This window comes from Phenylobacterium sp. (assembly GCF_965229015.1).
In the GTDB taxonomy this organism is placed as follows: domain Bacteria; phylum Pseudomonadota; class Alphaproteobacteria; order Caulobacterales; family Caulobacteraceae; genus Phenylobacterium.
Map to the genome: position 1 here is coordinate 830,596 of NZ_CBDDIM010000002.1, position 24,696 is coordinate 855,291.

The window sequence follows — 24,696 nt, forward strand, 5'->3', positions numbered from 1 at the left end:
CGCTGTCGACGTATTACGATTTGATCAGATCGTAATACCGCCCGCACATCGGGGCATGAACGTCGAAAGCCTTCCCCTGGCGCGATTGAGTCTGAGCATGCCCGCCGAACTGGTGGCGCAGCTCGACGCCATGGTCACCGAGCGCGGCCTGCCCAGCCGCTCGCAGATGATCGCCGAACTGATCCGTCACGAGCTGGCCGAGCACGGCGAGGAGCGGGCCGGCGTGGTCCTGGCCGGGACCATCACCCTGATCTACCGCACCGAAAGCGGCCGGGTCCGGCAGGCGCTGGCCCAGGCCCAGCAGGCCTATCTGGAGGAGGTGATCTCCTCCCAGCACGTCTTCCTGGAGGACGACCAGTCCCTGGAGGTGCTGCTGGTCCAGGGCCCCTCGGAGCACCTGCGCGACCTCTGCGACGAGCTGCGCAAGATCCGCGGGGTGCAGCAGATCAAGCTGGTGACCACCACCGCGCTCCTGCCGCCCCTGCACGCCCTGCTCGATCCGAAGGACGCGACATGAGCACCGACACCGCCAATCCCTATGCCGCCCAGGCCCACGCACGGGCCATGGCCGGAGCCCGGGTGGAGTCCATGCCGACCCTGCCGGCCTCGGCCGCCGCCGACCTGCCCCCCGGCGTCGCCGCCGAGTCGATGATCTGGGAGGAGACGATCGCGCCCGGTGGCTACGCCGCCAAGCAGATCGCCCGCGGCGCCCGCCTGCGGCTGGTCGACCTGGCCGGCGACGCCTGCGCCTCCATGCTGGTGTTCAACGCCGAGCGGCCCATCGAGCGGCTGAACGTCGCCGACACCCTGAAGGTCCAGTGGAACGCCTATCTGGGCGCCGGCAAGCTGGTGCTATCGGACATGGGTAAGGTGATGCTCAGCGTCCTGGCCGACGAGGCCGGAACCCACGACGCCTTCTGCGGCGCCTCCAATCTCGCCACCAACGCCGCGAAATACGGGACCGGCGACAACTGGGGCCCCCACCCCAACGCCCGGGACCGCTTCAGCCTGGCCCTGGCCAAGTTCGGCCTGGGCCGCCGCGACATCCATCCCTGCATCAACTGGTTCAAGGGCGTGAAGGTCGAGGACGACGGGTCCCTGACCCCGCAGCACGGTCCCTTCGCCCCCGGCCGCGGCCTGACCCTGCGGGCGGAGATGGACCTCATCGCGGTGTTCGCCAACTGTCCCCACGTCCTGGACGCGCGGCCCGACTACAGCGTCACCCCGCTGCGGGTCAGCGCCTGGCGCGGGCCGGTGACCCCCGCCGACGACCCCCTGCGCAACGCCACGCCGGAGGGCCTGCGGGCCTTCCTCAACGTCGAAGCCGAGTACAGCCGATGAGCGATCCCCTGAGTGGCCTGACCGGCCCCATCGCCCGCGACGACATCGTGCCCGCCCGCGCCCCCTGGGACGCGGTGGTGCGCAAGGGCCAGACCCTGCGCATCGTCGACCTGGAGGGAAACCAGGCCGTCGACTTCCTGATGTACGCCCTGGCCGACGACGCCGAGCGCTATTCGGCCCAGGACACCATGGCCGCCCAGGGCAATATCTTCCTGAAGACGGGGTCGGTGCTGCTCTCCAACGAGGGGAACCCCATGGCGACGGTCACCGGCACCTCGGTGGCCTATCACGACACCATCGGCGGGGCCTGCTCGTGTGAAAGCAACACCCTGCGCTACGGCCACCACACCAAGAGCCAGCACGCCTGCGTCGAGAACTTCCTGCAGGCCAACGCCAAGCACGGGCGCGGCAAGCGCGACATGGTCTCCAACATCAACTGGTTCATGAACGTGCCGGTGGAGGCCGACGGCGCCCTGGGCATCGTCGACGGCATCTCGGCGCCCGGCCTCTATGTGGACCTGCGCGCGGAGATGGACCTGGTGGCCATCGTCTCCAACTGTCCGCAGATCAACAATCCTTGCAACGGCTTCAATCCGACGCCCGTGCGCATGATCATCGCGGGGTAGGGCGGTTGTTCACCAAGGTCCTGATCGCCAACCGGGGCGCCATCGCCTGCCGGATCATCCGTACCCTGAAGACCATGGGGGTCGGCTCCGTCGCGGTGTTCTCCGACGCCGACGCCGGCAGCCTGCACGTGTCCCAGGCCGACGAGGCGGTGCGCATCGGCCCCGCGCCCGCCGCCCAGTCCTATCTCGACATCGACGCCATCCTGGCCGCGGCCCAGGCCACCGGCGCCCAGGCGATCCATCCGGGTTACGGCTTCCTGTCGGAAAACACCGTCTTCGCCGAGCGCTGCGAGGCCGCTGGCATCGCGTTCATCGGCCCGACGCCCGCCAACATCCTGGCCTTCGGGCTGAAGCACACCGCCCGCGACCTGGCCCAGGCCCAGGGCGTGCCCTTGGCCCCCGGCACCGACCTGCTGACCGACGCCCAGGCCGCCGGCGAGGCGGCGGAGCGGATCGGCTTCCCGGTGATCCTCAAGGCCACCGCCGGCGGCGGCGGCATCGGCATGCGGGTCTGCGAGACCCCCGAAGCGGTGGCCGAGGCCTTCGCCGCCGTGGCCCGCCTGGCGGGCTCCAACTTCTCCGACGGCGGGGTCTTCCTGGAGCGCTATGTCCGGAAGGCCCGCCACATCGAGGTCCAGGTGTTCGGCGATGGGCGCGGCCGAGTCGTCGCGCTCGGCGAACGCGACTGCTCCCTGCAACGCCGCAACCAGAAGGTCATCGAGGAGACCCCGGCGCCGCACCTGCCGGCCGCCACCCGCGCGGCCCTGATGGCCGCAGCCGTGCGGCTCTGCGAGGCCGCCGACTACCGCTCGGCCGGCACCGTGGAGTTCCTCTACGACGCCGGGCGCGACGACTTCTTCTTCCTTGAGGTGAACACCCGCCTGCAGGTGGAGCACGGCGTCACCGAGCAGGTCACAGGCGTCGACCTGGTGGAATGGATGATCCGCGGGGCGGCGGGGGACTACGGTTTCCTGGGCGGCTTCGACGGGACCGCCCAGGGCGCCTCGATCCAGGCCCGGCTCTATGCCGAGGACCCCGGCCAGGACTACCGGCCCTCCTCGGGCGTGCTCACCCAGGCGAGCTTCCCCGAGGGCGTGCGAGTCGATACCTGGGTCACCGACGGCTCGGAGGTCAGCGCCCACTACGATCCCCTGCTGGCCAAGCTGATCGTCACCGCCCCCGACCGCGCCGCCGCCGTCCGCGCCCTGCAGGAGGCCCTCGACCGCACCGCCCTCTACGGCCTGGAGACCAACCTCGAATGGCTGCGCCAGGTGGCGCGCAGCGAAGCCTTCGTCAGCGGCCAGGTCTCCACCCGCGCCCTGGCCGAGATCACCTTCGCACCCTGCACCATCCGGGTGCTGAGCGGTGGGCCGGCCACCACCGTCCAGGACTATCCCGGCCGCATCGGCTACTGGGACGTGGGTGTGCCCCCCTCCGGGCCCATGGACGCGCTCGCGTTCCGGCTGGGCAACCGGCTGCTGGGCAATCCCGAGGGCGCGGCGGGGCTGGAGATCACCGCGCTCGGCCCCAGCCTGATCTTCAACCACGACGCGGTGGTCTGCCTCACCGGCGCCGAGCTGGAGGCCAGCCTCGACGGCGAGCCGGTGGCCACCTACGCCCCCATCGCCATCGCCACGGGCCGGACCCTGAAGATCGCCCGGGTCAAGGGGGCGGGCCTGCGCGCCTATCTGCTGGTACGCGGCGGGCTCGATATCCCGGCCTATCTGGGCAGCCGCTCCAGCTTCACCCTCGGCGGCTTCGGCGGCCATGCGGGCCGCACCCTTGCGGCCGGCGACATCCTGCACATCGGCCAGGCCGCCGCCGGCGAGGTCGCAGCCCCCCTGGCGCCCGCCCTGCGGCCGGAGCTCTCCAAGGTCTGGGTGCTGCGGGTCCTGGCCGGGCCCCACGGCGCCCCGGACTTCTTCACGCCGGGCGACATCGCCATGGTGCGCACCGCCGAATGGAAGGTGCACTACAACTCCAACCGCACCGGCGTGCGCCTGATCGGGCCCAAGCCCCACTGGGCGCGGCGCGACGGCGGTGAGGCGGGGCTGCACCCCTCCAACATCCACGACAACGCCTACGCCATCGGCGCCGTCGACTTCACCGGCGACATGCCCATCATCCTGGGGCCGGACGGCCCCTCCCTGGGGGGCTTCGTCTGCCCCTTCGTGGTGATCCAGGCCGACCTCTGGAAGGTGGGCCAACTGGCGCCCGGCGACACCGTCATGTTCGATCTGGTGGACGACGCCGCGGCGACCGCCGCCGAGATCGACCAGGACCGCCTGGTGGCGCGGCTCGAGCCCGCCCCGCCCCCCGTCGCAGCGCCGGTCCACGACCTGGCGGACCTCACCGATCCGATCTTGGGGACGATCGAGGCCATCGATCACCGGCCCCGCGTGGTCTACCGCCGTCAGGGGGACCGCCATCTGCTGGTGGAGTACGGCCCCATCGTGCTCGACCTGGAGCTGCGCCTGCGCATCCACGCCCTGATGCTGGAGCTTCAGGCCCAGGCCCTACCGGGCGTCATCGACATCACCCCGGGCATCCGCTCCCTGCAGGTCCACTATGACAGCCGCGTCCTGCCCCAGGCCCGGCTGCTGTCGACCCTGATGGAGATGGAGGAGCGCCTGGGCGGTCTCGACGACTTCGAGATTCCCAGCCGGGTGGTGCACCTGCCGTTGTCCTGGAAGGACCCGGCGATCTACCAGACCATCGACAAGTACATGGCCTCGGTGCGCGACGACGCCCCCTGGTGCCCCGACAACATCGAGTTCATCCGCCGCATCAACGGCCTGGAGTCTGAGGACGACGTCCACCGCATCGTCTTCGACGCCCGCTACCTGGTGATGGGCCTGGGCGACGTCTATCTGGGGGCGCCCGTCGCCACACCGGTGGACCCGCGCCACCGCCTGGTGACCACCAAGTACAACCCCGCCCGCACCTGGACCCCGCCCAACGTCGTCGGCATCGGCGGGGCCTATATGTGCATCTACGGCATGGAGGGGCCGGGGGGCTACCAGCTGTTCGGCCGCACCATCCAGGTCTGGAACACCTACCGGCAGACCCAGGCCTTCACCGAGGGCAAGCCCTGGCTGCTGCGCTTCTTCGATCAGATCCGCTTCTTCCCCGTGACCCACGAGGAGCTCACCGAATGGCGCCGTGACTTCCCCCTGGGCCGCCGCGAGATCCGCATCGAGGAGGAGACCTTCAGGCTCTCCGACTACCGCAGGATGATGGCCGACGAGGCCGAGAGCATCGCGGCCTTCCAGGCGACCCGCCAGGCCGCTTTCGAGGCCGAGCGGCACGACTGGGAGCTGAGGGGCGAGTTCGCCCGGGTCGAGGCCTTGTCGAGTGAAGCGATCGATGACGCCCCCGCGGCCGCCTTCGAGGCGCCCGGCGGCTCGGAATTCGTCGAGGCGCCCCTCGGCGGTAGCGTCTGGAAGATGCTCGTCGAGGTGGGCGACCACGTCGAGAAGGGCGCGATCATCGCGGTGATCGAGGCCATGAAGACCGAATGCGATGTGGCCAGCCCCAGCGCCGGGGTGGTGCGCCAGGTCTACGCCCAGGAGCGCCAGCCCATCGCGCCGGGCGCCCCCATGATCGCCCTCGAACCGGCCTGACCCCATGACCCGTCCCTACGTCGCCGCCATCGCCGCCCAGGTCTCCAGCGGCCAGCGCTCCGCCGAGAGCGTCATCGCCGAGGCCCTGGACGCCATCGTCGCCTATGACGAGGTCCAGGCCCACGCCTGGATTATGCGGCCCGACCCACAGACGGTGCTGGCCCAGGCCCGCGCCGTCGACGCCCGGATCGCGGCGGGGGAACAGCTTCCGCTCGCCGGCGTCCCCTTCGCGGTGAAGGACAATATCGACGTGGCGGGCCTGGCCACCACGGCGGCCTGTCCGGCCTACGCCTACGAGCCTGACGAGACCGCCACCGTCGTCGCCCGCCTGCTGGCGGCCGGCGCGATCTGCATGGGCAAGACCAATCTCGATCAGTTCGCCACCGGCCTGGTGGGCGCCCGCAGCCCCTATGGCGCGCCGGGCTGCGTCTACAACCGCGCCTATGTCAGCGGCGGCTCCAGCTCCGGCTCGGCGGTGGCCGTGGCCGCGGGCCTGGTGGCCTTCGCGCTCGGCACCGACACGGCGGGCTCGGGCCGGGTGCCGGCGGCCTTCAACGGCCTGATCGGCTTCAAGCCCACCAAGGGCCGCTGGAGCAGCTCCGGCGTCGTCCCGGCCTGCCGCTCCCTGGACTGCGTCACGGTGCTGGCCAACGACGTCGCCGACGCCGCCCTGGTGGACAGCGTCGTCGCCGCCTTCGATCCCACCGACGCCTATTCGCGGCTCCCGCCGTCGCCGGCCCCCCTCCTGGGGCAGAGCTTCCGTTTCGGCGTGCCCAAGACCGACCAGTTGATCTTCATGGGCGACGACCAGGCCCAGGCCTTCTACGCCAAGGCGGTCGAGCGTCTCACCGCCACGGGCGGCGTCCCGGTCGAGATCGACATCGAGCCCCTGCTGGAGGCCGCCAAGCTGCTCTATAGCGGCCCCTGGGTCGCCGAGCGCACCGCCGCCATCGAGCCCCTGCTGCGGCAGACCCCGGCGGCGGTGAACCCCACGGTCCGCGCCATCCTGCAGGGCGGCTTCGGGGTGACCGGGGTCGAGACCTTCCGCGGCCTCTATGCGCTCGCCGACCATGCCCGGGCCGCCGAGGCGATCTGGCCCCAGGTCGACGTCCTGCTGCTGCCCACCACGCCGACCATCTACCGCCTCCGCGAGGTGACGGCCGAGCCCTTCGCCCTGAACGGGGCGCTGGGGCTCTACACCAACTTCGTCAACCTGCTGGACATGAGCGCCATCGCGGTGCCGGCCGGGTTCCGAGAGAACGACACCGGCTTTGGCGTCACCCTGATCGGCCAGGCCTGGGCGGATCACGTCCTGCTCGACCTGGCTCGCCGCTACGAGGAGATATCCCCCATGCCCGCCGCGCCCGCCCTCGACACCGCCGGCAAGCCCCAGACGGTGAAGCTCGCCGTGGTCGGCGCCCACCTGGCCGGCATGCCCCTGCACTGGCAGCTCACCTCGCGCGACGCGCGCCTGGTGAGCCGAACCAAGACCGCGCCGGCCTACAAGCTGTTCGCCATGACCAACACCACCCCCTTCAAGCCGGCCCTGATCCATGTCGGCGAGGGCGGGGGCGCCATCGAGGTGGAGGTCTACGAAATGGGGGTCGAGGCCTTCGGCAGCTTCGTGGTGGAGGTGCCCGCGCCGCTCGCCATCGGCACGGTCACCCTGGAGGACGGCGGCTCGGTGAAGGGCTTCGTCGCCGAACCCCGCGCCATGGTCGGCGCCGAGGACATCACCGCGCTCGGCGGCTGGCGGGCCTATATCGCCAAGCTGCCGGCCTAGCGGACGGGGGCGGACGATTGCTAGAAGGGAGCTGACGCTTCCTCTCGACAACAAGGCCTCCATGCTGAGCTGGATCCATTCGACCCTGGGCTACGCCTGGGGACCCCTGCGGCTTTTCGAGTCCTTCTTCTTCCTGGCGGGCATCGGCTTTGCGCTGTGCGCGCTGAGCACCTGGATCCTGCTGCCGAAGCTGTGGTCGCGCCTGCCCACCGACCGGGGGCGCGCCTTCGCGGTCAACGCCGAGATGAGCGTCGGCAAGCCGATCAGCGCGGGGCTGATCTTCGTCAGCATCTTCTGCATCGCCAGCCTGATCTTCGTGCCCTTCGGCGCGCGCTGCCTGCTGACCTTGCCGCTGATGGTGGCGGCCATGCTGGTGGGCTATTTCGACGACCGGCGCGGCGGGTTCTCCGAATACCAACTGGCCCTGATGGACGCCGCCATCGCGGTGGGCGCGGCCATGGTGATCTGCGGCTTTACGCCCACCACCATCTGGCTGCCGATCTGGAAGGGGACCCTGACCCTCGGTCCCTGGCTCTCCATTCCCCTGGCCAGCGGCCTCATCTGGCTCTCCATCAACGCCACCAACTGCTCCGACGGGGTGGACGGGGTCTCCGGCAGCCTGACCGGCACCGCCATCCTGCTGCTGGGCGGCCTGCTCTACGCCGTGCTCGGCAACGAGGTGGTGGCTGGACACCTCAACGTCCCCTTCACCCGCGAGGGCGCCAACTGGGCGATCATGGCCTTCCTGATGGTGGGCTGCGTGGCCGGCTACCTCTGGTACAACGCCGCCCCCAGCCTGGTGCTGATGGGGGACGCGGGCTCCCGGCCGCTGGGCCTGCTGATCGGCATGCTGGTGGTGGCCACCAACAACCCGCTGTTCCTGCTGCTGGTGGGCTCGGTGATCCTGATGAACGGCGCCACCGGCCTGGTGAAGGTGGCCCTGCTGCGGTTTTTCGGCCTGAAGATCCTGGCCGGGATCCGCTTCCCCCTGCACGACCACTGCCGCAAGGAGCTGGGCTGGTCCAACACCCAGGTGCTGGTGCGCTTCATGTTGGTGCACCTGGGCCTCTCGGCCCTGCTGGTCATCCTGGCCCTGAAGGTCCGCTGAGCCCCGCCAGCACCGGCGGCACCGCCCGGCTCATCTTGTCGTCCAGGGGGAAGTCGTAGACCGCCGTCGAGCCGTAGCGGTGCGGGGCCTGGGGATCGTGGCGGCGCTTGTCGAAGGCCACCACCCGGGTGCCCAACTTGAAGGCCTCCTTGATGTCGTGGGTGACCATCAGGATGGTGAGCCTGTGCTCGGCCCAGAGCTCGGTGATCAGGCCGTGCATGTCCAGCCGCACGCCCGGGTCCAGCGCCCCGAAGGGCTCGTCCAAGAGCAGGATGCGCGGCCGGGTCACCAGGGCCTGGGCGAGCGCCAGGCGCTGCTGCATGCCGCCGGACAGGGCGCGCGGATAGGTCTTGAAATTGTGCTCCAGCCCCACCCGGGCCAGCAGGGCCTTGGCGGTCTCCCGCGCCGCCTTGCGCGCCTTGCCCGACAGCCGGCCGCGCAGGGGCGAGCCCGCGCAGTCCAGGCCGAAGGTGACGTTGTCGAGCGCGTTCATGTGCGGGAAGACCGAGTAGCGCTGGAACACCACGCCCCGGTCGGGACCGGGCTCCGGCGACAGCGGCTCGCCGTCCAGCAGGATCTCGCCCCGGCTCGGCGCCTCCTGGCCCAGCGCCAGGCGCAGGAAGGTGGACTTGCCCGCCCCCGACGGCCCGATGATGGAGACGAAGGCGCCCTCGGCGACGTCGAGGCTCACCTTCTCAAGGACGATCTTGGACCCGTACTCGACCCAGACATTGCGGAAGGACAGCACGCTCATCGCACGTTCCGCGGCGGGTGGGCCCAGGCGAAGCTGGTGCGGCTCCAGGCCTGCAGGGCGAGGTCCATGATCACCGCCAGCAGCGAGATCCAGACGACGTAGGGCAGGATGATGTCCATGGCCAGATACCGGCGGACCAGGAAGATCCGGTAGCCGAGGCCGACGTCCGAGGCGATGGCCTCGGCCGAGATCAGATAGACCCAGGCCGGGCAGAGGGAGAGCCTCAGGGAGTCGATCAGGCGCGGCAGGGCCTGGGGCAGCGCGACCCTGAGCAGGGTCAGCCAGGTCGAGGCGCCGAGTGTCTGGGCCTTGACGATCTGCTCCTCGGGAATGGCCGCCACATGGCCGGCAAGGTCCCTTACCATGACCGGGGTGATGCCCACGAAGATCAGCACGATCTTGGAGGTCTCTCCCAGCCCGAACACGATGAAAAGGATGGGCAGGATCGCGATGGGCGGGATCACCGAGATGGTGGCCACCAACGGCCCGAGGCTGGCGCGGACATAGGGCAGCAGGCCGATCGTCAGGCCAAGGATCAGGGTGGTCGCGGCCGCCAGCCCGACGGCGATCCCCAGCCGCCTCAGGCTGGCGCGGGTGTCCGACAGCAGGGGGACCTCGCCGGTGCGGGGGTCGGGCTCGAAGGCCATGGTGTGGATGCCCGCCGCCATGGCGGCCGGGATCGGGGTGATCTTGTCGCGGGGGTTCTCGGTGTGCCGCGCGGCGGCCACCACCAGGTAGAGCAGGACCAGGGCCAGGATCGGCAGCAGGCCCAGGAGGAGGCGACCCCCGACACGCGGCCGCGCGTTCAGCAGACGGCGCATCGGAAATCGCCTCCTTGGATAAGCGGTTACTGAGCGGGGCCTAGAGCTTGCCGTCGGCGGCGGCCTGCACCCAGGTCGGGTCGTAGCGCAGCTTCACGTTCTTCGGGTCGCCCAGGATCTTGCCGCCCGGGAACTCGATGCCGATGTCGTCCACCGACTTGGCGCCCTGGCCGAACAGGCCGTTCTCGAAGCTGAACTTGCGCACCTTGTCGTTGGCGGTGACCAGGTCGGGGCTGGTGGTGGCCGCGAGCGCCGCCTTGGGATCGTAATAGAGGTAGGTGGTCTTCAGCTGGCCCTCGTAGCCGGCGAGATCGGTGCCGGAAATCTTGGCCATCGCCTCGCGGGCGGCCTTACCGGCGGCGTCCTGCTGGTTCATCAGCATGGTGGTCTCGTACCAGATGCCGGCCAAGGCCTTGGCCAGGTTCGGATTGGCCTTGGCCGCCTCGGTGGAGATGATCATGCCGTCCAGGATCTCGCCGGGGATCTTGGAGCTATCGAACACCTCCTTGGCGCCCGGCAGCTTCTTGATCTCCGAAAGCTGCGGATTCCACGGCACCACGGCCTTGGTCTCCGGGGCCGAGAAGGCCGCCACGATATCGGCGTCGGAGGTGTTGACCACCTTGACGTCGGTCATCTTCAGGCCGGCGCTCTCCAGCCCTCGGGCCAGCAGGTAGTGGGAGACGGAGTTCTCGACGAGGTTGACCGGACGGCCCTTGATGTCGGCCAGCGTCGCGCCGCCCTTCAGGATGATCCCGTCATTGCCGTTGGAATAGTCGCCGATCATGATGAAGGTGGTGTCCTTCCCGGCGGCGGCCGGGATGGTGAGCGCGTCCATGTTGGTGGAGGTCACCGCGTCCAGTTTGCCGGCGGTGAACTGGTTCAGGCTCTCCACATAGTCGTTGATCTGGACCAGCTTGATCTTGACGCCGTACTTGTCGGACCACTTCTTCACGATCCCGGCCTGCTCGGCATAGGGCCAGGGCATCCAGCCGGCATAGATGGTCCAGCCGACGGTGTATTCCTTGCCGGCCGGGGCTGCGGCGGCCTCGGTCTTGGTTTCCGTCTTCGGGCTGCAGGCGGCGAGCGCCAGGCCGACAAGGGCCGCCGTGGCGGCGACTTTCACTCCGGTAAGCCACTTGGTCATATCGATCCCCTGTTCCGCAGACCGGCCCTCGCCCGTCTTTCGAGCGATATTACTGAGTGGGCAGATCGTAATAATCCACGGCTCCGGTCCGGCGGACGGCGAGAGGCGCAAAGGCGCCGGAAAACTACGCAGGGCGCCGCCCAGTTGTGCGCTCAGGCGTCAATCGCGCCGGTCCGGCCGCCCTCGGCACGCGCGGGGGGCGTGAATACGAACCGGTCGATTGGTAATACGCGCGACAGTGGGGAGCCCGCTCGTGACACGCAATTTCCAGACGGTGCCGGTGGTGGATATCGCCGGTCTCGGCGCAGCCGATCCGGCCGACCGCCAGGCGGTGGCGGACGCCCTCGGCCGCGCGGCTCGAGAGACGGGCTTCCTGTATGTGACGGGTCACGGCTTTGGCCCCGCCTTGATCGCCGATCTCCTGGCCGCCGCGCAGCACTACTTCGCCCAACCCATGGATGCCAAGATGGCCTCCTATATCGGCCGCTCCACCAACCACTCCGGCTATGTCCCGGAGGGGGAGGAGGTGTTTCCCGGCGGCAAGATCGACAGGAAGGAGGCCTACGACATTGGCCTCGACTGGCCGGCCGGAGACGACCGCGCGCCGATGATGGGCCCGAACCTGTGGCCCGAAGATCCCCGGTTCAAGGCCGCGGCCGCTGCCTACTACGCCGCGATCGCAAGCCTGGCCCGGCGGCTGTTCGGCGGCTTCGCCCTGGCCTTGGGCCTGCCCCAGGACGCCTTCGAGCCCTACCTTACCTGCCCGCCCAGCCAACTTCGGGTGATCCACTATCCCTTCGATCCCGACGCCGAGCCCGACCAGCAGGGGATCGGCGCCCACACCGACTACGAGTTCTTCACCCTGCTGCACGGCGCCGCGCCGGGCCTCGAGGTCATGAACGGGCAGGGCCAGTGGATCGACTGCCCGCCGATTCCCGGCGCCTTCGTGGTCAATATCGGCGACATGCTGGAGGCGTGGACCAACGGCGAATTCGTCGCCACCTCCCACCGGGTCCGCAAGGTCGGCGAGGAGCGCTACAGCTTCCCCTTCTTCGCCACCTGCGACTACTGGACCGTCGTCGAGCCGCACCCGGCCTTCGTCACGCCGGAGCGCCCGGCCCGATATCCGCGCCTGGTCTCCGGCGACCACCTGCTGGCCCAGACCATCGCCACCTTCGGGTATCTCAAGCACCGCCGCGAGGGCGTTTCCCAGGCGCCGGTCTTCGGGCAAGAGGCGAAGACGATCTAGTTCCTCCCCGTCCGGGGGAGGGGGACCGCGAAGCGGTGGAGGGGGTTGGGTCCGTGGGAGCCTCGGCGCCCAAGCCCCCTCCGTCTCGAGGCCTTTGGCCACGATCCACCTCCCCCGAACCGGCCTGCGGCCTGGGGGAGGAACTGGGCGCCGCTGCCCCGCATCCGTGCTTTCGAGGCGATATCCTGCCCAGGACTTAGGCAGACGTCTTGAGTTCATCGAGTCCCGGCCGCCTCGCCATATCGGCCCCGCCGCCCCGGCCTACCCTCGAACCTCGCCCGGAGGTTCCCATGACCCCTCGAAACACCGCCCCGAAAGCCGCTCAGCCGTTGGCCGCCGTCCCCTGGATCGTCCTGCTGCGCTCGGCCCTGTTCCAGGCCATGACCTTGCGAGCCGACCGGCTGGGCTAGCGCGCGTCGGCCCGCCGCCGGGCGGTCGCCGGCTCGGCCGTTCCGTGCGCGTGCAGGGGCGGCAGCAGGGAGCGGGTGGTCACCAGCTTGAGCTGCTGCACGGCGCGCACCCGCCGCAGCCGGTCGCAGAGCTGGTGCAGCCGTTCGGCCGAGCCCTGGACCAACAGCACCTCCAGGGAGCGGTCCTCCTCCAGGAAGACGTGCTGGGAGGAGATCACCTCCGGCAGGTATTCGCTCTGCACGCGGGCCAGGGCATGGCGCACCCGGCCGCTCTCGGCGCGGTAGATCAGGGTGATGGTCCCGGCCAGGGCCCCGTCGGCCAGGCCGCCGTCCGGATCGGCCAGCTCATGGCGGATCAGCTCGGCGATCATCTGCGACCGGCTGGGCAGGCCCCGGCGCGACACCAGGGCGTCCAGCTGCGCCAGCAGCTTGCTGGGCAGGCTGATGCCGATGCGGGCGAGCTGGGGAAGGAGATCGGAGTCCAAGGCGTAATCCAGACATGACAGGCGACGCGGCCGACGGTCGCACGGGCGGTGCGCGGCGAGCAACGCGGCAGAGCCGATTTCACGGACTCTCGGCCGGCCGCCTCAGGAGGGAGCAGGCGCCGGGACGTCGCAATCGATCAGGGTCCATTCCGCGGGATCGACCCCGCCGATGTCCTGGCCCTCGAGCCAGGGATAGGTGGACAGGGTCACCCGGCGCCCGGCGCCTGCCACCCTGCCGTGGCAGATGCGCAGGGACAGCGCGGCGAGGGCCGCCTCGCGCCGCCCCGCCCCCAGGGCCTCGCTGACGATGGCGGCCAGGGATTCGCCCTTCGGCAGGGGCGTCGCGCGGTCGAGAATCTCGGTGAAATAGCCGCCGGCGATCACCAGCAGGCCAGCGCCGCCCGTTCTCCGATAGGCGACCAGGGGCGAGGCGCTACCCGGCTCGCGCCGCCAGATCTCCTGGTAGTCCGAATGGATGCCGTCCTCGATCATCACATCGCCGCTCACCGCGAAGGTGGCCTCGTCGGGTGAGCCGCTGGGGGGCTGGTAGTCGAGGTCGCGCCGCCAAAGGCAGATGTCTCCCGTCGCGGTCAGCTCGCCGGCGAAGCCTTCTACGGCTGCAAGCTGGATCAGCTCGGCGTCGCTGTAGTCGGCGAACCCCGTCGCCCCGGGCCGCGCCGGACGGTCGGCCTTGACCCGGATGTCGGCGTACCAGGAGCGGGTCTGCAGCCACAGCACGCGGGTGGTCTCGTCGCGATAGCCCTTCGGGGTGGTGATCACCTCGCGGCGCCACAGGCCGGTGAGCGCGGGGGGGACGAAGGCGGTCATGGTCAGGCCTCCAGGGGCAGGCGCTCGGCCCAGAACTGGAACTCGCCCGGCCAGTCGCCGGTGTCGGCGCCGGCCTCGAAGGTGGTCAGGACCACCACCTTGATGGGGATCGGCGCGGCCGCCGCCGCCAGGGGCGCGCCGCAGAGCAGCACGGCGAGAACGAAGACGAGGCGTCGCATCGGCCCTCCGGTGAAGGTCTCAGCAGTCAGCCTCAGCCGGAGGTGTCGGACAAGCCCCCGGGCGGGATCAGCGGGTCTTCTTCGCCGGGGCGCCCGCCGGGGCGGCGGCCACCGCCCTGGGCGCGCCAGGGCCATAGTTCTTGGTGAGATAGGCGGCCACGTCGTCGAGCTGGCCGTCGGTGGCGATCAGGCCCTTGTCGATCATCCGGCCGAGGATGGCGTCCCATTCGTCGGCGGTGTGGGGGCGGCGGGTGACGTTGTCGAGGGTGTGGCAGGTGGCGCAGAGCCGTTGCACCGTGGCCTGGCCCGCGCCCGGCTTCAGGGCGCCCTGGGCCCGGGCCGCGCCCCCCGCCGAGATGGCCACGGCGGCCAGGAGGCCGCTCATCACAAACCTATGCATTCCGCACCCGCTCACGAACGTCCCTCGTCCATCCCATAGCACGGCCGATAATATGCGAACTAGTGAGTTTGTTGTGATGCCGCGCCTGGGCGTCGCGGGGAGGGCGGCCTTGAGGTGGCGTGCGGCGCTCGGCCTAGCTGGCGTCGAGGCGGTCGGTGATGGCCCACAGGCCATCGACCACGGACTTCAGCTGCTCGGCGTCCTTGTCGTCCTTGCTCCAGATCAGGCGCAGGGCGTTGACGTGCACGCCGATGGAGGTCCAGTCCTGACGGTCCTTGGTGCGCAGGCGGTCGGTCAGCTCGCACAGGCTGTAGGAGGCGTCGCACAGGGTGCGCATGTCGAACATGCCGGCGATGTCGAGCACCACGGCGCTCTCGACATAGATGTCGTCGGGCGAGGCGGTCTTCTCGGCGCACATGGTCTCCAGGCGCCCGATGGTGACGCCGAGGGATTTCTTGGCGTCGCCTGCCTGGGCGGCGAGCTCGCGCCGCGCCCGCTGGGTGGCGATGTCGGCGGTCATGCCGCCGGGCTTGGCCACCTGTTGGGACAGGCGGTGTTGGACCTTGATGAACTCGGTCTTGCTCAAATTTGCACCCGTGCAGGCTTCATAAGCATGTCGACCTCGTTTTGATCCATGTTGGGATCGACGGCGGCGCCGACGTGGGTGGACAGATCGTCCTTACGACGGCCCTTCACCCCGAGGGGCGGGCCGAGATTCTTGAATCGACGGTCAGGGCCCACATAGTTGGCGCTCTTGACCATCTGGCGTTCGTCCCGGGCCACCCAGAAGATCCGCTGCAGCAGGATCTCGGGGGTGAAGGGCCGGGTGAGGATGAAGTTGGCGCCGGAGTCGCGGCTCTTCTCCACCATGCTGCGCGGGGCGTGGCCGGTGAGCATGATGACGGGGGTGAAGATCAGCTCCGGCGGTGCGTCGCGGCGCAGCCAGCGGACGAAGTCGTAGCCGTCCATGTCGGGCATCTGGGCGTCGGTGATGATCAGGTCAAGTTCCTGATTCTTCACATAGTGCATGGCCTCGGCGCCCGAGCCGCACTTGAACTGCTTGCGGACCCCGAACCCACGGACCATCGCGCTCAGCGCCTCGAGCGCCTGCGGATTGTCATCCACGAGCAGCACGACCGAGCGATCGAGGTTGATCCGGATGTTGGGGTCTAGGGCCATGGCGTTTGGGGGTTTCGCTGGGGGCTAGAAGAGGTCGAGGTCGCCGGACTCGGCGGCGGACAAGGCTTCGGCCTCGCGCGTCACCTGGGCCAGGCGCATGGCCAGGTCGCCGAGGGTGACCCCGGCGATGGCGTCGGACAGATCGTAGTCGCCGCCGTCCTGGGACTGGGTCGAGAGCTTGCGCGTGAAGGTGGCCAGGGCCGCCAGGTGCTGGGTCAGCACATCGACGGTCTGGGCTTCGTGCAGGGCGATCTCCAGGGTCTCGCCACGGCTGGCGCGGACCAGCTGGGTGACGAGCATCTCCAGGCGGTCGCAGAGCGCGCCGGCGTGTTCCAGCTCGTCGGCCAGGGAGGCGAGGACCTGCGGGGTCTGGTTGGGTTTGGACTGGGCGGAAGAACTCATCAGAACAGCTCCAGAGACCCTTCGTCCTCGACCACCGGCACGGGTTTGGGCGGCGCTTTCAGGCGCGCCACTTCGTTGGTGTCGGTGACGGTGCGCTGCTGCGCGCGGCCGGTGGTCGGCCAGTATTGGACCCGGCGCGCGCCGACGCCGCCGAGACTGCCGCCCACCACCGGAATGCCTTCGTCGCGAAGGAATTTCTCGGCGAAGGCCGCGTTGGAGGCGCCCACATCGGACAGGCCGTCGAACATGCGGGCGCCGCCGAACAGCTTGGCCTCCATGCGTTCGCGTCGGGCGCCGTTGCGCAGAAGCTCGTTGATCAGAAGCTCCATGGCGTAGGCCCCGTAGCGGCGGCCCTCATCCAGGCCCTCGACCTTGCCCTCGGGCAGGAGGAAGTGATTCATGCCGCCGATGCCGGTCTCGGTGTCCCGCAGGCACACCGCGACGCAGGAGCCGAGAATCGTCGTCAACATGACGTCCGGGTCGGAGGAGACGTGATGCTCCCCCTGGACGACATGGACCCGTTTGCCGGGACGATTTGAGACGTTCTCAACGATCATGAAAGGGGTCCAAACACCGCTTCGATTTTTTCTTTTAGGGTCTGTGTCGTGAACGGTTTGACCAGATAATTGTTGACGCCGAATTGAACCGCCCGCTGAACCAGCTCGCGGTCGGCGCGGCCGGTCAGCATGATCACCGCCACTTTCGAGGTCGGACCGTGGGCGCGGATGGCGCGCAACAGGCCCAGGCCGTCCAGCTTGGGCATGTTGAAATCGGTGATCACCAGGTTCACCGGCGTGCTCAGCATGGCCCGCAGGGCTTCCTCGCCGTCGGGCGCCTCGCGGGTCTGGGTGATACCCAGGGCGTGCAGGCTCGTGCGGATGAGCGAGCGCATCGTCTGTTGATCGTCGACGATCAGGGTTTTCAGGGCGGACGCGGCAGGCATCACACGTTCCTTTGTGACTCGGCGGTCGCCGAGCAGGTGTTGAGAATGGCCGGGCCCATCCGTGACAGGCCGACCTGCTTTTCCACCGCCCCGATCTCGAAGGCGGCCTTGGGCATGCCGTAGACGACGCAGCTGGACTCGTCCTGACCGAGCGTGCGGGCCCCGGCGCGGCGCATCGCGGCGAGGCCTTCGGCGCCGTCGCGGCCCATGCCGGTCAGGATCACGCCCACGGACGGACGGTTCAGCTTCGCCACGGACTCAAACAGCACATCGACCGAGGGACGATGGCCGTTGACGGGCTCGGACTCCCGCAGGCGGCAGACCGGGTGGCTGGAGGAGACCACCTCCAGGTGCGCCGCGCCGCCGGGGGCGACATAGACGTGGCCCGGCAGCAGCCGCGCCCCGTCGCTGGCCTCGGCGACCGTCGCCCCGGAAATCCGGTTCAGGCGGTCGGCGAAGCTCTTGGTGAAGGTCGCCGGCATGTGCTGGGTGATGACCGTCGGCGGGCAGGTGTCGGGGAAGTTGGCCAGGATGGTCATCAGGGCCTCGACCCCGCCGGTGGAAGAGCCGATCGCCAGGATCAGGTCGCCGGCGGCGGCGTAGTTCTTGTCGCGCTCCACCGGAGCGACGGGACCGCTATAGGGGCGCACGCGGGCGCGGGCGGCGGCCTTCACCTTTTCCGGCAGGTCGGCGAAGGCCTCGTGCGGGGTCACGCCGCCGCCGGGCACCGGCTTGCCGACGCAGTCCACCGCTCCCAGCTCCAGGGCCTCGATGGTGATCTCGGCGCCCTTCTGGGTCAGGGTCGAGACCATGACCACCGGGGTGGGCCGCAGCCGCATGATCTTCTCGAGGAACTCGATGCCGTTCATGTGCGGCATCTCGACGTCGAGGGTGACGACGTCGGGATTGAGCTTCTTGATCTGCTCGCGGGCTTCCAGCGGATCGTTGGCGAAGCCCAGGACCTCGATGTCCGGATCACGCTTCAGGGCCGCGGCGATCAGGCCGCGCATGGTCGCCGAATCGTCGACGATGAGGACTCCAACCGTCATCGGCCGCTCCTCAGGGAATAGGTGGTGAGACCCGTGGTCTCGAAGATCTGGGTCGCCGGACCCGTCACCCGTTCCGAGTGGCCGATGTACAGCGTACCGCCGGGGTTGAGCATGGGGGCGAAGCGGCTCCAGATGCGTTCCTGGGTGGGTTCGTCGAAATAGATCACGACGTTGCGGCAGAAGATGACGTCGAACTTGCCCTTCATCGGCCAGTCGCCGATCAGGTTCAGCTCGCGGAAGGCGACCAGGGCGCGCAGCTCGTCGGCCACCTCCCAGCGGTCGCCGCCGCCCGAGGCGGGCTTCTTGAACCAGCGGCGGCGCAGGTCCACCGGCACCGGGGCGATGGCTTCCTCGCGATAGATGCCGGCGCGGCCCTCGGCGACCATGTTGGGATCGATGTCGGTGGCCAGGATCTTCACGTCGAGATTGGCGGCCTCGGGCAGGGCGGCCAGCACCGTGATCGCCATGGAATAGGGTTCCTGCCCGTTGGAGCAGGCGGCCGACCAGAGGCGGATCTTTCCGCCCTTGCGGGCCCGGTCCACCAGGGGCGGCAGGACCACGTCACGCAGGTGGTCGAAATGGTGCGGCTCGCGGAAATAGCGGGTCACGTTGGTGGTGAGCGCGGCCATCATGGCCTGGCGTTCGTCCACCTCGTTGGAGTCCTCCACCAGGGCGCAGTATTCGCGGAAGGAGCGCAGGCCCAGCGAGCGCAGCCGCTTGGCCAGGCGCGAGTAGACCAGCGCCGCCTTGCCCTCGGCCAGCGCGATGCCGGCGTGGGCGTGCAGGATCTGGGCGATCTGCTGGAAGTCCTCGTTGGTGAAGAGGAACTCACCCTCGACGAGGCTGCCGTTCCTGCCGCGGGACTCGGGGAAGCTGCTCATGCGGCCTCCGCTTCGATTTCGGGCAGGACGCGCTCCAGCGAGATCAGGCTGACCATGCGGCCATCGATGGCGAACAGGCCCTTCACGAAGGTCTTCACCTGGTCGCAGGCCACGTCCGGCGTGGGTTGGACCATGTCCTCGGTGACGTTGATGATGTCGCTGACGGCTTCCACCAGCAGGCCCAGGGTCCGGTGACCCTGATTCACCACCATGATGACGTGGCGAGCGCTGGGTTCGGCGGTGACCAGGCCCAGGCGCGCGCCCAGGTCAACGATCGGCAGCACCGCGCCGCGCAGGTTGATGACGCCCTTCATATAGGCCGGAGTGCGGGGCAGGGGCGTGGCCGTCGTCCAGCCGCGGATTTCCCGCACCTGCATGATGTCGACACAGAACTCCTGGTCACCGATCCGGAAGGCGATGAGTTCGCGGGAGGGCCCGGCGACGTGGGTGTTGATGGCGGTGGTCATGCTCAGCTGGCCATTCGCTTTTCGCTACGGGGCGCCGGCTTGCGGCGCTGGGTGGTGACAAGCGCGTCGACATCGAGGATCAGGGCGACCCGGCCGTCGCCCAGGATGGTCGCGGCGGCCACGCCGTCGATCTGCTGGTAGTTGGCTTCCAGGCTCTTGATGACGACCTGGCGCTGGCCCTGGATGGCTTCCACCAGCAGGGCGGCCTTGCCGCCGCCTTCGCTCTCCACCAGCACCGCGACGCCGGAGGCCGGGTCGATGGCGGTCTCGCGGAAGCCCAGGGCGACGCCGACGTCGATCAGGGGCACGAAGATGTCGCGGATACGGATCACCGCGTCCTTGCCGCCGATATAGTGCACGTCCTCGGTACGCGGGGTCAGGCTCTCGACGATGGCCGAGAGCGGGGCCACCAGGGTCTGTTCGGCGGCGGTGACCACCATGCCGTCCAGGACCGCGAGGGTCAGGGGCAGGGACATGGTGAACTTGGAGCCCTTGCCGGGCTCCGAGGAGATGGAGATGCGGCCGCCCAGCCCCTGGATGGAGCGGCGGACCACGTCCATGCCGACGCCGCGGCCGGAAATGTCGGAGATGGTCTCGGCCGTGGAGAAGCCTGGCAGGAAGATCAGGTTGTCGATCTCCTCGTCCGACAGCACCTGGTCCTCGGTGATGAGGCCCTTGTCGACGGCGATGCCGCGGACGCGGGGACGATTGATGCCGCGGCCGTCGTCCTGCAGTTCGATGACGATGCGGCCGCCACGGTGCAGGGCGCGCAGACGCACCACGCCCTCGGCCGGCTTGCCGGCGGCGGCCCGGCCCTCGGGATCCTCCAGGCCGTGGTCGATGGCGTTGCGCAGCATGTGGGTGATCGGGTCGGTCAGGCGCTCGATCACGGTCTTGTCGACCTCGGTGCCTTCGCCTTCCATCACCAGCTTCACGCGCTTGCCGGTCATGTCGGCGACCTCGCGGGCCAGACGCGGCATCCGCTGGAAGACCGACTTCACGGGCTGGGCCCGGATGGCCATGACGCTGTCCTGGATCTCCCGGGTCAGGAGTTCCAGGTCCTCAAGACCGAGGGCGACGTTGGAGGACCGCGCCAGGCCGCTCTCCAGGACCCGCTGCGAGAGCATGGCCTGCTGGATGACCAGCTCGCCGACGGCGTTGATCAGGCGGTCGACCCGATCCAGGTCGACGCGGATGGTGGCGGTGGGGGCGGCCGCGGGCGCGGCGGCGGTGTTGGCGGCGGGCGCGGCGGCCGCAGGAGCCGCGGCGGCGGGAGCCGGGCGGGCCTCGGCCTTGGGGGCCGGCGGCGTCGCGACGCTCTGGGCGCGGGCGATCAGGGCGGCGACGTCCTCGGCGGGCGCCTCGGCCGGCGCTTCCGCGGCGGGCTGAGCCATCGGCTCGACTTCGGCTTCGGCCGGGGCGGCGGCTTCCGCTCCGCCCACGCGGGCCAGGAGGGCGGCGATGTCGAGGTCGGCGTTGGCCGACGCCGCGGCGGCGCGGTCGTCGTCGCTCAGGGCGTCGTCGGCGGCCGGCGGCGCGGCGGCCTCGGCGCCTTCGCGGGTGATGGTCAGGTTGCAGTCGTCCTCGACGAACTCGAAGACCTCGCGGATGGCGGCTTCGTCGGAGTCGGTGAACAGCTGGATGCGCCAGCTGACATAGGCCTGCTCGGCGGCGAGCTGGTCCAGGGGCGGCAGGGTCTCGTCCAGCAGGGTGACCCGGGTCTCGCCCAGGCGGGCGAGTTCGCGCAGCACCAGGCCGGACTCGTTGGCCTTGGCGTACATCTCGGTCTTGGGCGAGAACTCGATGATCCAGGAGACTTGGCTGATCTCGTCTTCGATGGCCGGCGCGTCGACCTCGGCGGCCGAATTCTGGGCGTCCAGGTCGATGAAGCCGCCGGGGGCGCCGTCGCCATCGACGCTGAGGGTGACCGGCACGAAGCCGAAGTCCTCGTCGGCGCCGTTGTCCATGTCGTCGTCGGCGTCCTCCGCGCCGATCAGGCCCTTGAGTTCGCCGAGCGCGCCGAGCGAGCGCGTCTCCTCGACCGAGCCGCCGTCGCGGGCGGCGTGAACATGGTCGGCCAGGACGTCGAAGGCCCGCAGCAGGACCTTGGCGACCTCGTCGGTCAGCTCCATCTTCTCGGAGCGGACCTCGTCCATCACCGTCTCGAAGACGTGGGCGAACCGGATCAGCTGTTCGAGGCCGAAGGCCCCGGCGCCGCCCTTGATGGAGTGGACGGCGCGGAAGACGGCGTTGATCGTCTCGGAATCCGCGTCCCCCGACTCCATGGCCAACAGGCCCTGTTCGGCGTCGGTCAGGAGTTCATCGCACTCCTGGAAGAACGTCTGTTTGATGCTCTCGAACGGATCCAACGGAACGCTCCGAAACGGCTTCTAGAGGGTTAGGCGGCGACGCGACGGACGGCGTCGACCAGCTTCACCGGATTGAACGGCTTCACGATCCAGCCCGTGGCGCCGGCCGAACGGGCCCGCTCCTTCTTGGCCGCATCGCTTTCCGTGGTCAGGACCAGGATCGGCGTGGCGCGGTGCTCGGGATTGGCGCGAACGCCCTCGATCACGCCGAAGCCATCGAGGCGGGGCATGTTGATGTCGGTGATCACCACATCCACCGTGCCGGCGTTGGCTTGGAGGACTTCCAGGCCGTCGATGCCGTCCACCGCCTGGATGACGCGGTAGCCCGCCTCCACCAGCGCGTGGTTCAACATCTCCCGCATGGTGCGGCTATCGTCGATGGTCAGTACTGTCTTGCTCACGAAAGTTCCCCTTCCGGCTCGAAATGAAGCTCGGGTTCCCCGAACGCCGCCAATTGCTCTGAAAACGCCAAAGACGGTTGATCCACCGTTAAGTTGACGCCGTCTTCGGCCCAGATTTTGCGCGCCGACATCAAAACCTGCAGACACAGTCCGCCCATACGGGTGACCTGAGAGGCGTCGAGGTCCAGCGGGCGGCCGCGCAGCGACATCAGTTCGGCCCGCAGCGGCTCAGCCGCCTGCAGGTCCAGAACCGGGGCCAGGCTGACCGTCGCCCGGTCCGCCAAGGTTGCGGAGTCCATGGACATCAGAATTCTTCCCATTCATCGGCGCCGGACTGCGGCGCAGGTTTGCGGAGCGCCGATCCGTCGCGCGCGGAGGCGTGGACGGGGGCGGCGTGCCGGGCCGACGGGGGCGGCCGGCGGGCGGGGGTGGTGTTGTGTCGCGCCACGGCCGCAGGCGGCCGGTGCTGCTCGCCGATCTGGAACAGGCTCACCGAATTGGCGAGACCCTCGGCTTCCTGGGCGAGGTTGTGGCTGGCGGCGGTGGATTGCTCCACCATGGCCGCGTTCTGCTGGGTCACCTGGTCCATCTGGTTGACCGCGGTGTTGACCTGCGCCAGGCCGACGGACTGCTCCTGGGCGCTGGCGGCGATCTCGTTCACCAGGCCGTCGATCTCGGCCACCCGGCTGACGATGCGTTGCAGGGCCTCGCCGGTCTGGCCCACAAGTTGGACGCCGGTGCTGACCTGGGCGCTGGAGGCGCTGATCAGGGACTTGATCTCCTTGGCGGCCTCGGCCGAGCGCTGGGCGAGCGCCCGGACCTCGGAGGCGACGACCGCGAAGCCGCGGCCTGCCTCGCCGGCGCGGGCGGCCTCGACCCCGGCGTTCAGGGCCAGCAGGTTGGTCTGGAAGGCGATCTCGTCGATGACCCCGATGATCTGGCTGATCTGGGTTGAGGACTGCTCGATCTCGCTCATGGCCGAGACGGCCTGCTGAACGACATCGCCGCTGGTCTGGGCGTCGCCGCGGGCGGCCACCACCACATCGGCGCAGGCCTTGGCGCCGGTGGCGGTCTTGCGCACCGTGACGGTGATCTGGTCGAGGGCCGCGGCGGTTTCCTCGAGGGTGGCGGCCTGTTGCTCGGTGCGGTGCGACAGGTCGTCGGCGGCGCCGGAGATCTCGCCGGCCCCGGCGTGGATGCCGGAGACGTTGCCGGCGATGGCGCCCATCACCCCCTCGAGGTGGCTGACGGCCTTGTTGAAGTCGGCGGCGAGCTTGGCGTAGTCGCCGGTGAAGGTCAGGGCCATGCGGTGGCGCAGGTCGCCCTGGCTGAGCGCCTCCAGGGCGCCGGCCAGGCCATGGAGGGCCTTGCGCTGTTCCCGGTCGGAGTCCTCGCGCAGGTGGGCGGCCTCGGCGTGGCGATGTTCGGTGATCTCGGTCTGGGCCGACAGCAGCAGGTCCATGTCCAGCAGGGCGGCCTTGATCACCGCGCCGATGGCGTCGGCGGCCTTGTCGCGGGCGCCGGCCTTGGCGCCGAAGCCCTTCGGCCAATGGGCGGCCAGGATGGCGCGCACCAGCTCATCGAGGATGCGGGCATAGCCGCCGATCGCCCAGTCGGCCTGGAAGCCTATGTTGACGTGGGCCTCGCCGATGGCGCGGACGTCCTTCAGATAGGCCGCGTCGTATTGACCCGAGAGCACCGCGCCCCAGCGGCTGATCTGCCGCTGCTGGGCCTTGGCCATGTGCTCGGCGCCGCCGAAGACGCTGCGGGTCTCCTCATGGCGGGCGAGTTGTTCGTAGAAGGCGGCGATGGCGATCGGGAGGGCGCGTTCGACCACCGGACGCGCGTCGGCCAGGGCGGCGCGCGCCCTGGCGTCCATGCCGATGAAGTCGAGACGCCGATCCAGTGCGATCGCCTTGGTATCAGCCATGCTAGGGCCTGACCTTCAGCGCGGCGGCCAGCGTTGTCCGGCGCGCATAGAGTCCGGGGCTCGAAGAACGACGATCTTTCGTCAGCGTGAGACTCGGGGTCTCTCCGCCGATGTTCTCGCGGGGCTGCAAATACTTCGACATACTGTTCGCGATCATCGATGAGCCCCCTGCTGATCTTTCCGTTCTGGCGGAATGTCTTGGCCGCGACGCACGCGCCAAGGCCAGTCCAACCGAACGTCTGAATTGGGTAAGGTGTTTGGCTTGAAGAAATGGTTACCGGAATCTTGGGCCGCACCGGGCGATTGGGGTGGTTTCCCAACGAA

Annotated in this window: 26 protein-coding genes; 7 read left to right on the plus strand and 19 right to left on the minus strand. The window is 69.4% G+C overall.

The features are described 5' to 3' along the window. Positions 1–55: 55 nt before the first annotated feature. The 6 genes from ACO06I_RS20295 to ACO06I_RS20320 all read left to right on the plus strand — a co-directional run bounded on the left by ACO06I_RS20295 (position 56) and on the right by ACO06I_RS20320 (position 8,481). A complete protein-coding gene (locus ACO06I_RS20295) occupies positions 56–517 on the plus strand; it encodes a CopG family ribbon-helix-helix protein (RefSeq protein ID WP_421934428.1) in 462 nt (153 codons plus the stop codon). After that, positions 514–1,341, plus strand: coding sequence for an urea amidolyase associated protein UAAP1 (locus ACO06I_RS20300; RefSeq protein ID WP_421934429.1), 828 nt, complete (start codon positions 514–516; stop codon positions 1,339–1,341). The genes ACO06I_RS20295 and ACO06I_RS20300 overlap by 4 nt, the downstream gene beginning before the upstream one ends. Beyond that, a complete protein-coding gene (locus ACO06I_RS20305; protein ID WP_421934430.1) occupies positions 1,338–1,967 on the plus strand; it encodes an urea amidolyase associated protein UAAP2 in 630 nt (209 codons plus the stop codon). Before ACO06I_RS20300 ends, ACO06I_RS20305 begins: the two co-directional genes overlap by 4 nt. Before the next feature lie 5 nt (positions 1,968–1,972). Further along, entirely contained in the window at positions 1,973–5,590 is a 3,618-nt protein-coding gene (gene uca / locus ACO06I_RS20310; RefSeq protein ID WP_421934431.1) for an urea carboxylase, read from the plus strand. Between the two features lie 4 nt (positions 5,591–5,594). Beyond that, entirely contained in the window at positions 5,595–7,373 is a 1,779-nt protein-coding gene (gene atzF, locus ACO06I_RS20315; RefSeq protein ID WP_421934432.1) for an allophanate hydrolase, read from the plus strand. A 61-nt stretch (positions 7,374–7,434) separates the two neighbouring features. Continuing rightward, complete coding sequence (locus ACO06I_RS20320) at positions 7,435–8,481, plus strand: hypothetical protein (protein ID WP_421934433.1); 1,047 nt, start codon at positions 7,435–7,437, stop codon at positions 8,479–8,481. Here ACO06I_RS20320 and ACO06I_RS20325 read toward each other — a convergent pair. From ACO06I_RS20325 to ACO06I_RS20335, 3 genes are read right to left on the minus strand one after another with little or no spacing between them, the layout of a single operon-like run. After that, on the minus strand, positions 8,456–9,235 hold the full coding sequence (locus tag ACO06I_RS20325; RefSeq protein ID WP_421934434.1) for an ABC transporter ATP-binding protein: 780 nt from the start codon (positions 9,233–9,235) through the stop codon (positions 8,456–8,458). The genes ACO06I_RS20320 and ACO06I_RS20325 overlap by 26 nt on opposite strands. Beyond that, positions 9,232–10,056, minus strand: a complete 825-nt coding sequence (locus tag ACO06I_RS20330) for an ABC transporter permease (protein WP_421934435.1) — start codon at positions 10,054–10,056, stop codon at positions 9,232–9,234. Before ACO06I_RS20330 ends, ACO06I_RS20325 begins: the two co-directional genes overlap by 4 nt. Positions 10,057–10,096: 40 nt before the next feature. Continuing rightward, complete coding sequence (locus ACO06I_RS20335; protein WP_421934436.1) at positions 10,097–11,200, minus strand: putative urea ABC transporter substrate-binding protein; 1,104 nt, start codon at positions 11,198–11,200, stop codon at positions 10,097–10,099. Between the two features lie 253 nt (positions 11,201–11,453). Between ACO06I_RS20335 and ACO06I_RS20340 the strand changes: the two genes are divergently transcribed. Next, positions 11,454–12,449: an isopenicillin N synthase family dioxygenase gene (locus ACO06I_RS20340; protein ID WP_421934437.1), complete on the plus strand. Its 996-nt coding sequence runs from the start codon at positions 11,454–11,456 to the stop codon at positions 12,447–12,449. Between the two features lie 406 nt (positions 12,450–12,855). Here ACO06I_RS20340 and ACO06I_RS20345 read toward each other — a convergent pair whose 3' ends face one another. The 16 genes from ACO06I_RS20345 to ACO06I_RS20420 all read right to left on the minus strand — a co-directional run bounded on the left by ACO06I_RS20345 (position 12,856) and on the right by ACO06I_RS20420 (position 24,372). After that, the gene (locus ACO06I_RS20345) at positions 12,856–13,344 is read right to left on the minus strand and encodes a CopG family ribbon-helix-helix protein (protein WP_421934438.1); all 489 of its coding nucleotides are present in this window, start codon (positions 13,342–13,344) and stop codon (positions 12,856–12,858) included. 102 nt (positions 13,345–13,446) lie between these two features. Further along, positions 13,447–14,172, minus strand: coding sequence for a hypothetical protein (locus tag ACO06I_RS20350; protein WP_421934439.1), 726 nt, complete (start codon positions 14,170–14,172; stop codon positions 13,447–13,449). Positions 14,173–14,174: 2 nt separating this feature from the next. Further along, a complete protein-coding gene (locus ACO06I_RS20355; protein ID WP_421934440.1) occupies positions 14,175–14,351 on the minus strand; it encodes a hypothetical protein in 177 nt (58 codons plus the stop codon). A 67-nt stretch (positions 14,352–14,418) separates the two neighbouring features. Then, entirely contained in the window at positions 14,419–14,736 is a 318-nt protein-coding gene (locus tag ACO06I_RS20360) for a c-type cytochrome (RefSeq protein ID WP_421934441.1), read from the minus strand. A gap of 148 nt (positions 14,737–14,884) precedes the next feature. Beyond that, on the minus strand, positions 14,885–15,337 hold the full coding sequence (locus tag ACO06I_RS20365; protein ID WP_421934442.1) for a hypothetical protein: 453 nt from the start codon (positions 15,335–15,337) through the stop codon (positions 14,885–14,887). Continuing rightward, positions 15,334–15,930, minus strand: a complete 597-nt coding sequence (locus ACO06I_RS20370; RefSeq protein WP_421934443.1) for a response regulator — start codon at positions 15,928–15,930, stop codon at positions 15,334–15,336. Before ACO06I_RS20370 ends, ACO06I_RS20365 begins: the two co-directional genes overlap by 4 nt. A gap of 24 nt (positions 15,931–15,954) precedes the next feature. After that, on the minus strand, positions 15,955–16,332 hold the full coding sequence (locus ACO06I_RS20375) for a hypothetical protein (RefSeq protein ID WP_421934444.1): 378 nt from the start codon (positions 16,330–16,332) through the stop codon (positions 15,955–15,957). After that, positions 16,332–16,889, minus strand: a complete 558-nt coding sequence (locus tag ACO06I_RS20380; protein ID WP_421934445.1) for a chemotaxis protein CheD — start codon at positions 16,887–16,889, stop codon at positions 16,332–16,334. The genes ACO06I_RS20375 and ACO06I_RS20380 overlap by 1 nt, the downstream gene beginning before the upstream one ends. After that, positions 16,886–17,275 carry a response regulator gene (locus ACO06I_RS20385; protein ID WP_304698491.1) on the minus strand — a complete coding sequence of 130 codons (390 nt, stop codon included), beginning with the start codon at positions 17,273–17,275 and terminating at the stop codon, positions 16,886–16,888. The genes ACO06I_RS20380 and ACO06I_RS20385 overlap by 4 nt, the downstream gene beginning before the upstream one ends. Continuing rightward, complete coding sequence (locus tag ACO06I_RS20390; RefSeq protein WP_421934446.1) at positions 17,275–18,324, minus strand: protein-glutamate methylesterase/protein-glutamine glutaminase; 1,050 nt, start codon at positions 18,322–18,324, stop codon at positions 17,275–17,277. The genes ACO06I_RS20385 and ACO06I_RS20390 overlap by 1 nt, the downstream gene beginning before the upstream one ends. After that, positions 18,321–19,205 (minus strand): CheR family methyltransferase, encoded by an 885-nt coding sequence (locus ACO06I_RS20395; RefSeq protein ID WP_421934447.1) that lies wholly within the window; start codon positions 19,203–19,205, stop codon positions 18,321–18,323. The genes ACO06I_RS20390 and ACO06I_RS20395 overlap by 4 nt, the downstream gene beginning before the upstream one ends. Then, positions 19,202–19,672: a chemotaxis protein CheW gene (locus ACO06I_RS20400; protein WP_421934448.1), complete on the minus strand. Its 471-nt coding sequence runs from the start codon at positions 19,670–19,672 to the stop codon at positions 19,202–19,204. The genes ACO06I_RS20395 and ACO06I_RS20400 overlap by 4 nt, the downstream gene beginning before the upstream one ends. Before the next feature lie 2 nt (positions 19,673–19,674). Beyond that, positions 19,675–22,041, minus strand: a complete 2,367-nt coding sequence (locus ACO06I_RS20405) for a chemotaxis protein CheA (protein ID WP_421934449.1) — start codon at positions 22,039–22,041, stop codon at positions 19,675–19,677. A gap of 29 nt (positions 22,042–22,070) precedes the next feature. Next, positions 22,071–22,442 (minus strand): response regulator, encoded by a 372-nt coding sequence (locus ACO06I_RS20410; RefSeq protein WP_421934450.1) that lies wholly within the window; start codon positions 22,440–22,442, stop codon positions 22,071–22,073. Further along, entirely contained in the window at positions 22,439–22,747 is a 309-nt protein-coding gene (locus ACO06I_RS20415) for an STAS domain-containing protein (RefSeq protein WP_421934451.1), read from the minus strand. Before ACO06I_RS20415 ends, ACO06I_RS20410 begins: the two co-directional genes overlap by 4 nt. Then, positions 22,747–24,372 (minus strand): methyl-accepting chemotaxis protein, encoded by a 1,626-nt coding sequence (locus tag ACO06I_RS20420; RefSeq protein ID WP_421934452.1) that lies wholly within the window; start codon positions 24,370–24,372, stop codon positions 22,747–22,749. Before ACO06I_RS20420 ends, ACO06I_RS20415 begins: the two co-directional genes overlap by 1 nt. Positions 24,373–24,696 lie beyond the last annotated feature (324 nt).

Coding starts and splice junctions, on each gene's coding strand:
- ACO06I_RS20295 (WP_421934428.1), top strand. CDS start 56: ATGAACGTCGAAAGCCTTCCCCTGGCGCGATTGAGTCTGAGCATGCCC.
- ACO06I_RS20300 (WP_421934429.1), top strand. CDS start 514: ATGAGCACCGACACCGCCAATCCCTATGCCGCCCAGGCCCACGCACGG.
- ACO06I_RS20305 (WP_421934430.1), top strand. CDS start 1,338: ATGAGCGATCCCCTGAGTGGCCTGACCGGCCCCATCGCCCGCGACGAC.
- atzF (WP_421934432.1), top strand. CDS start 5,595: ATGACCCGTCCCTACGTCGCCGCCATCGCCGCCCAGGTCTCCAGCGGC.
- ACO06I_RS20320 (WP_421934433.1), top strand. CDS start 7,435: ATGCTGAGCTGGATCCATTCGACCCTGGGCTACGCCTGGGGACCCCTG.
- ACO06I_RS20325 (WP_421934434.1), bottom strand. CDS start 9,235: ATGAGCGTGCTGTCCTTCCGCAATGTCTGGGTCGAGTACGGGTCCAAG.
- ACO06I_RS20330 (WP_421934435.1), bottom strand. CDS start 10,056: ATGCGCCGTCTGCTGAACGCGCGGCCGCGTGTCGGGGGTCGCCTCCTC.
- ACO06I_RS20335 (WP_421934436.1), bottom strand. CDS start 11,200: ATGACCAAGTGGCTTACCGGAGTGAAAGTCGCCGCCACGGCGGCCCTT.
- ACO06I_RS20350 (WP_421934439.1), bottom strand. CDS start 14,172: ATGACCGCCTTCGTCCCCCCCGCGCTCACCGGCCTGTGGCGCCGCGAG.
- ACO06I_RS20355 (WP_421934440.1), bottom strand. CDS start 14,351: ATGCGACGCCTCGTCTTCGTTCTCGCCGTGCTGCTCTGCGGCGCGCCC.
- ACO06I_RS20360 (WP_421934441.1), bottom strand. CDS start 14,736: ATGAGCGGCCTCCTGGCCGCCGTGGCCATCTCGGCGGGGGGCGCGGCC.
- ACO06I_RS20370 (WP_421934443.1), bottom strand. CDS start 15,930: ATGGCCCTAGACCCCAACATCCGGATCAACCTCGATCGCTCGGTCGTG.
- ACO06I_RS20375 (WP_421934444.1), bottom strand. CDS start 16,332: ATGAGTTCTTCCGCCCAGTCCAAACCCAACCAGACCCCGCAGGTCCTC.
- ACO06I_RS20380 (WP_421934445.1), bottom strand. CDS start 16,889: ATGATCGTTGAGAACGTCTCAAATCGTCCCGGCAAACGGGTCCATGTC.
- ACO06I_RS20385 (WP_304698491.1), bottom strand. CDS start 17,275: ATGCCTGCCGCGTCCGCCCTGAAAACCCTGATCGTCGACGATCAACAG.
- ACO06I_RS20390 (WP_421934446.1), bottom strand. CDS start 18,324: ATGACGGTTGGAGTCCTCATCGTCGACGATTCGGCGACCATGCGCGGC.
- ACO06I_RS20395 (WP_421934447.1), bottom strand. CDS start 19,205: ATGAGCAGCTTCCCCGAGTCCCGCGGCAGGAACGGCAGCCTCGTCGAG.
- ACO06I_RS20400 (WP_421934448.1), bottom strand. CDS start 19,672: ATGACCACCGCCATCAACACCCACGTCGCCGGGCCCTCCCGCGAACTC.
- ACO06I_RS20415 (WP_421934451.1), bottom strand. CDS start 22,747: ATGTCCATGGACTCCGCAACCTTGGCGGACCGGGCGACGGTCAGCCTG.
- ACO06I_RS20420 (WP_421934452.1), bottom strand. CDS start 24,372: ATGGCTGATACCAAGGCGATCGCACTGGATCGGCGTCTCGACTTCATC.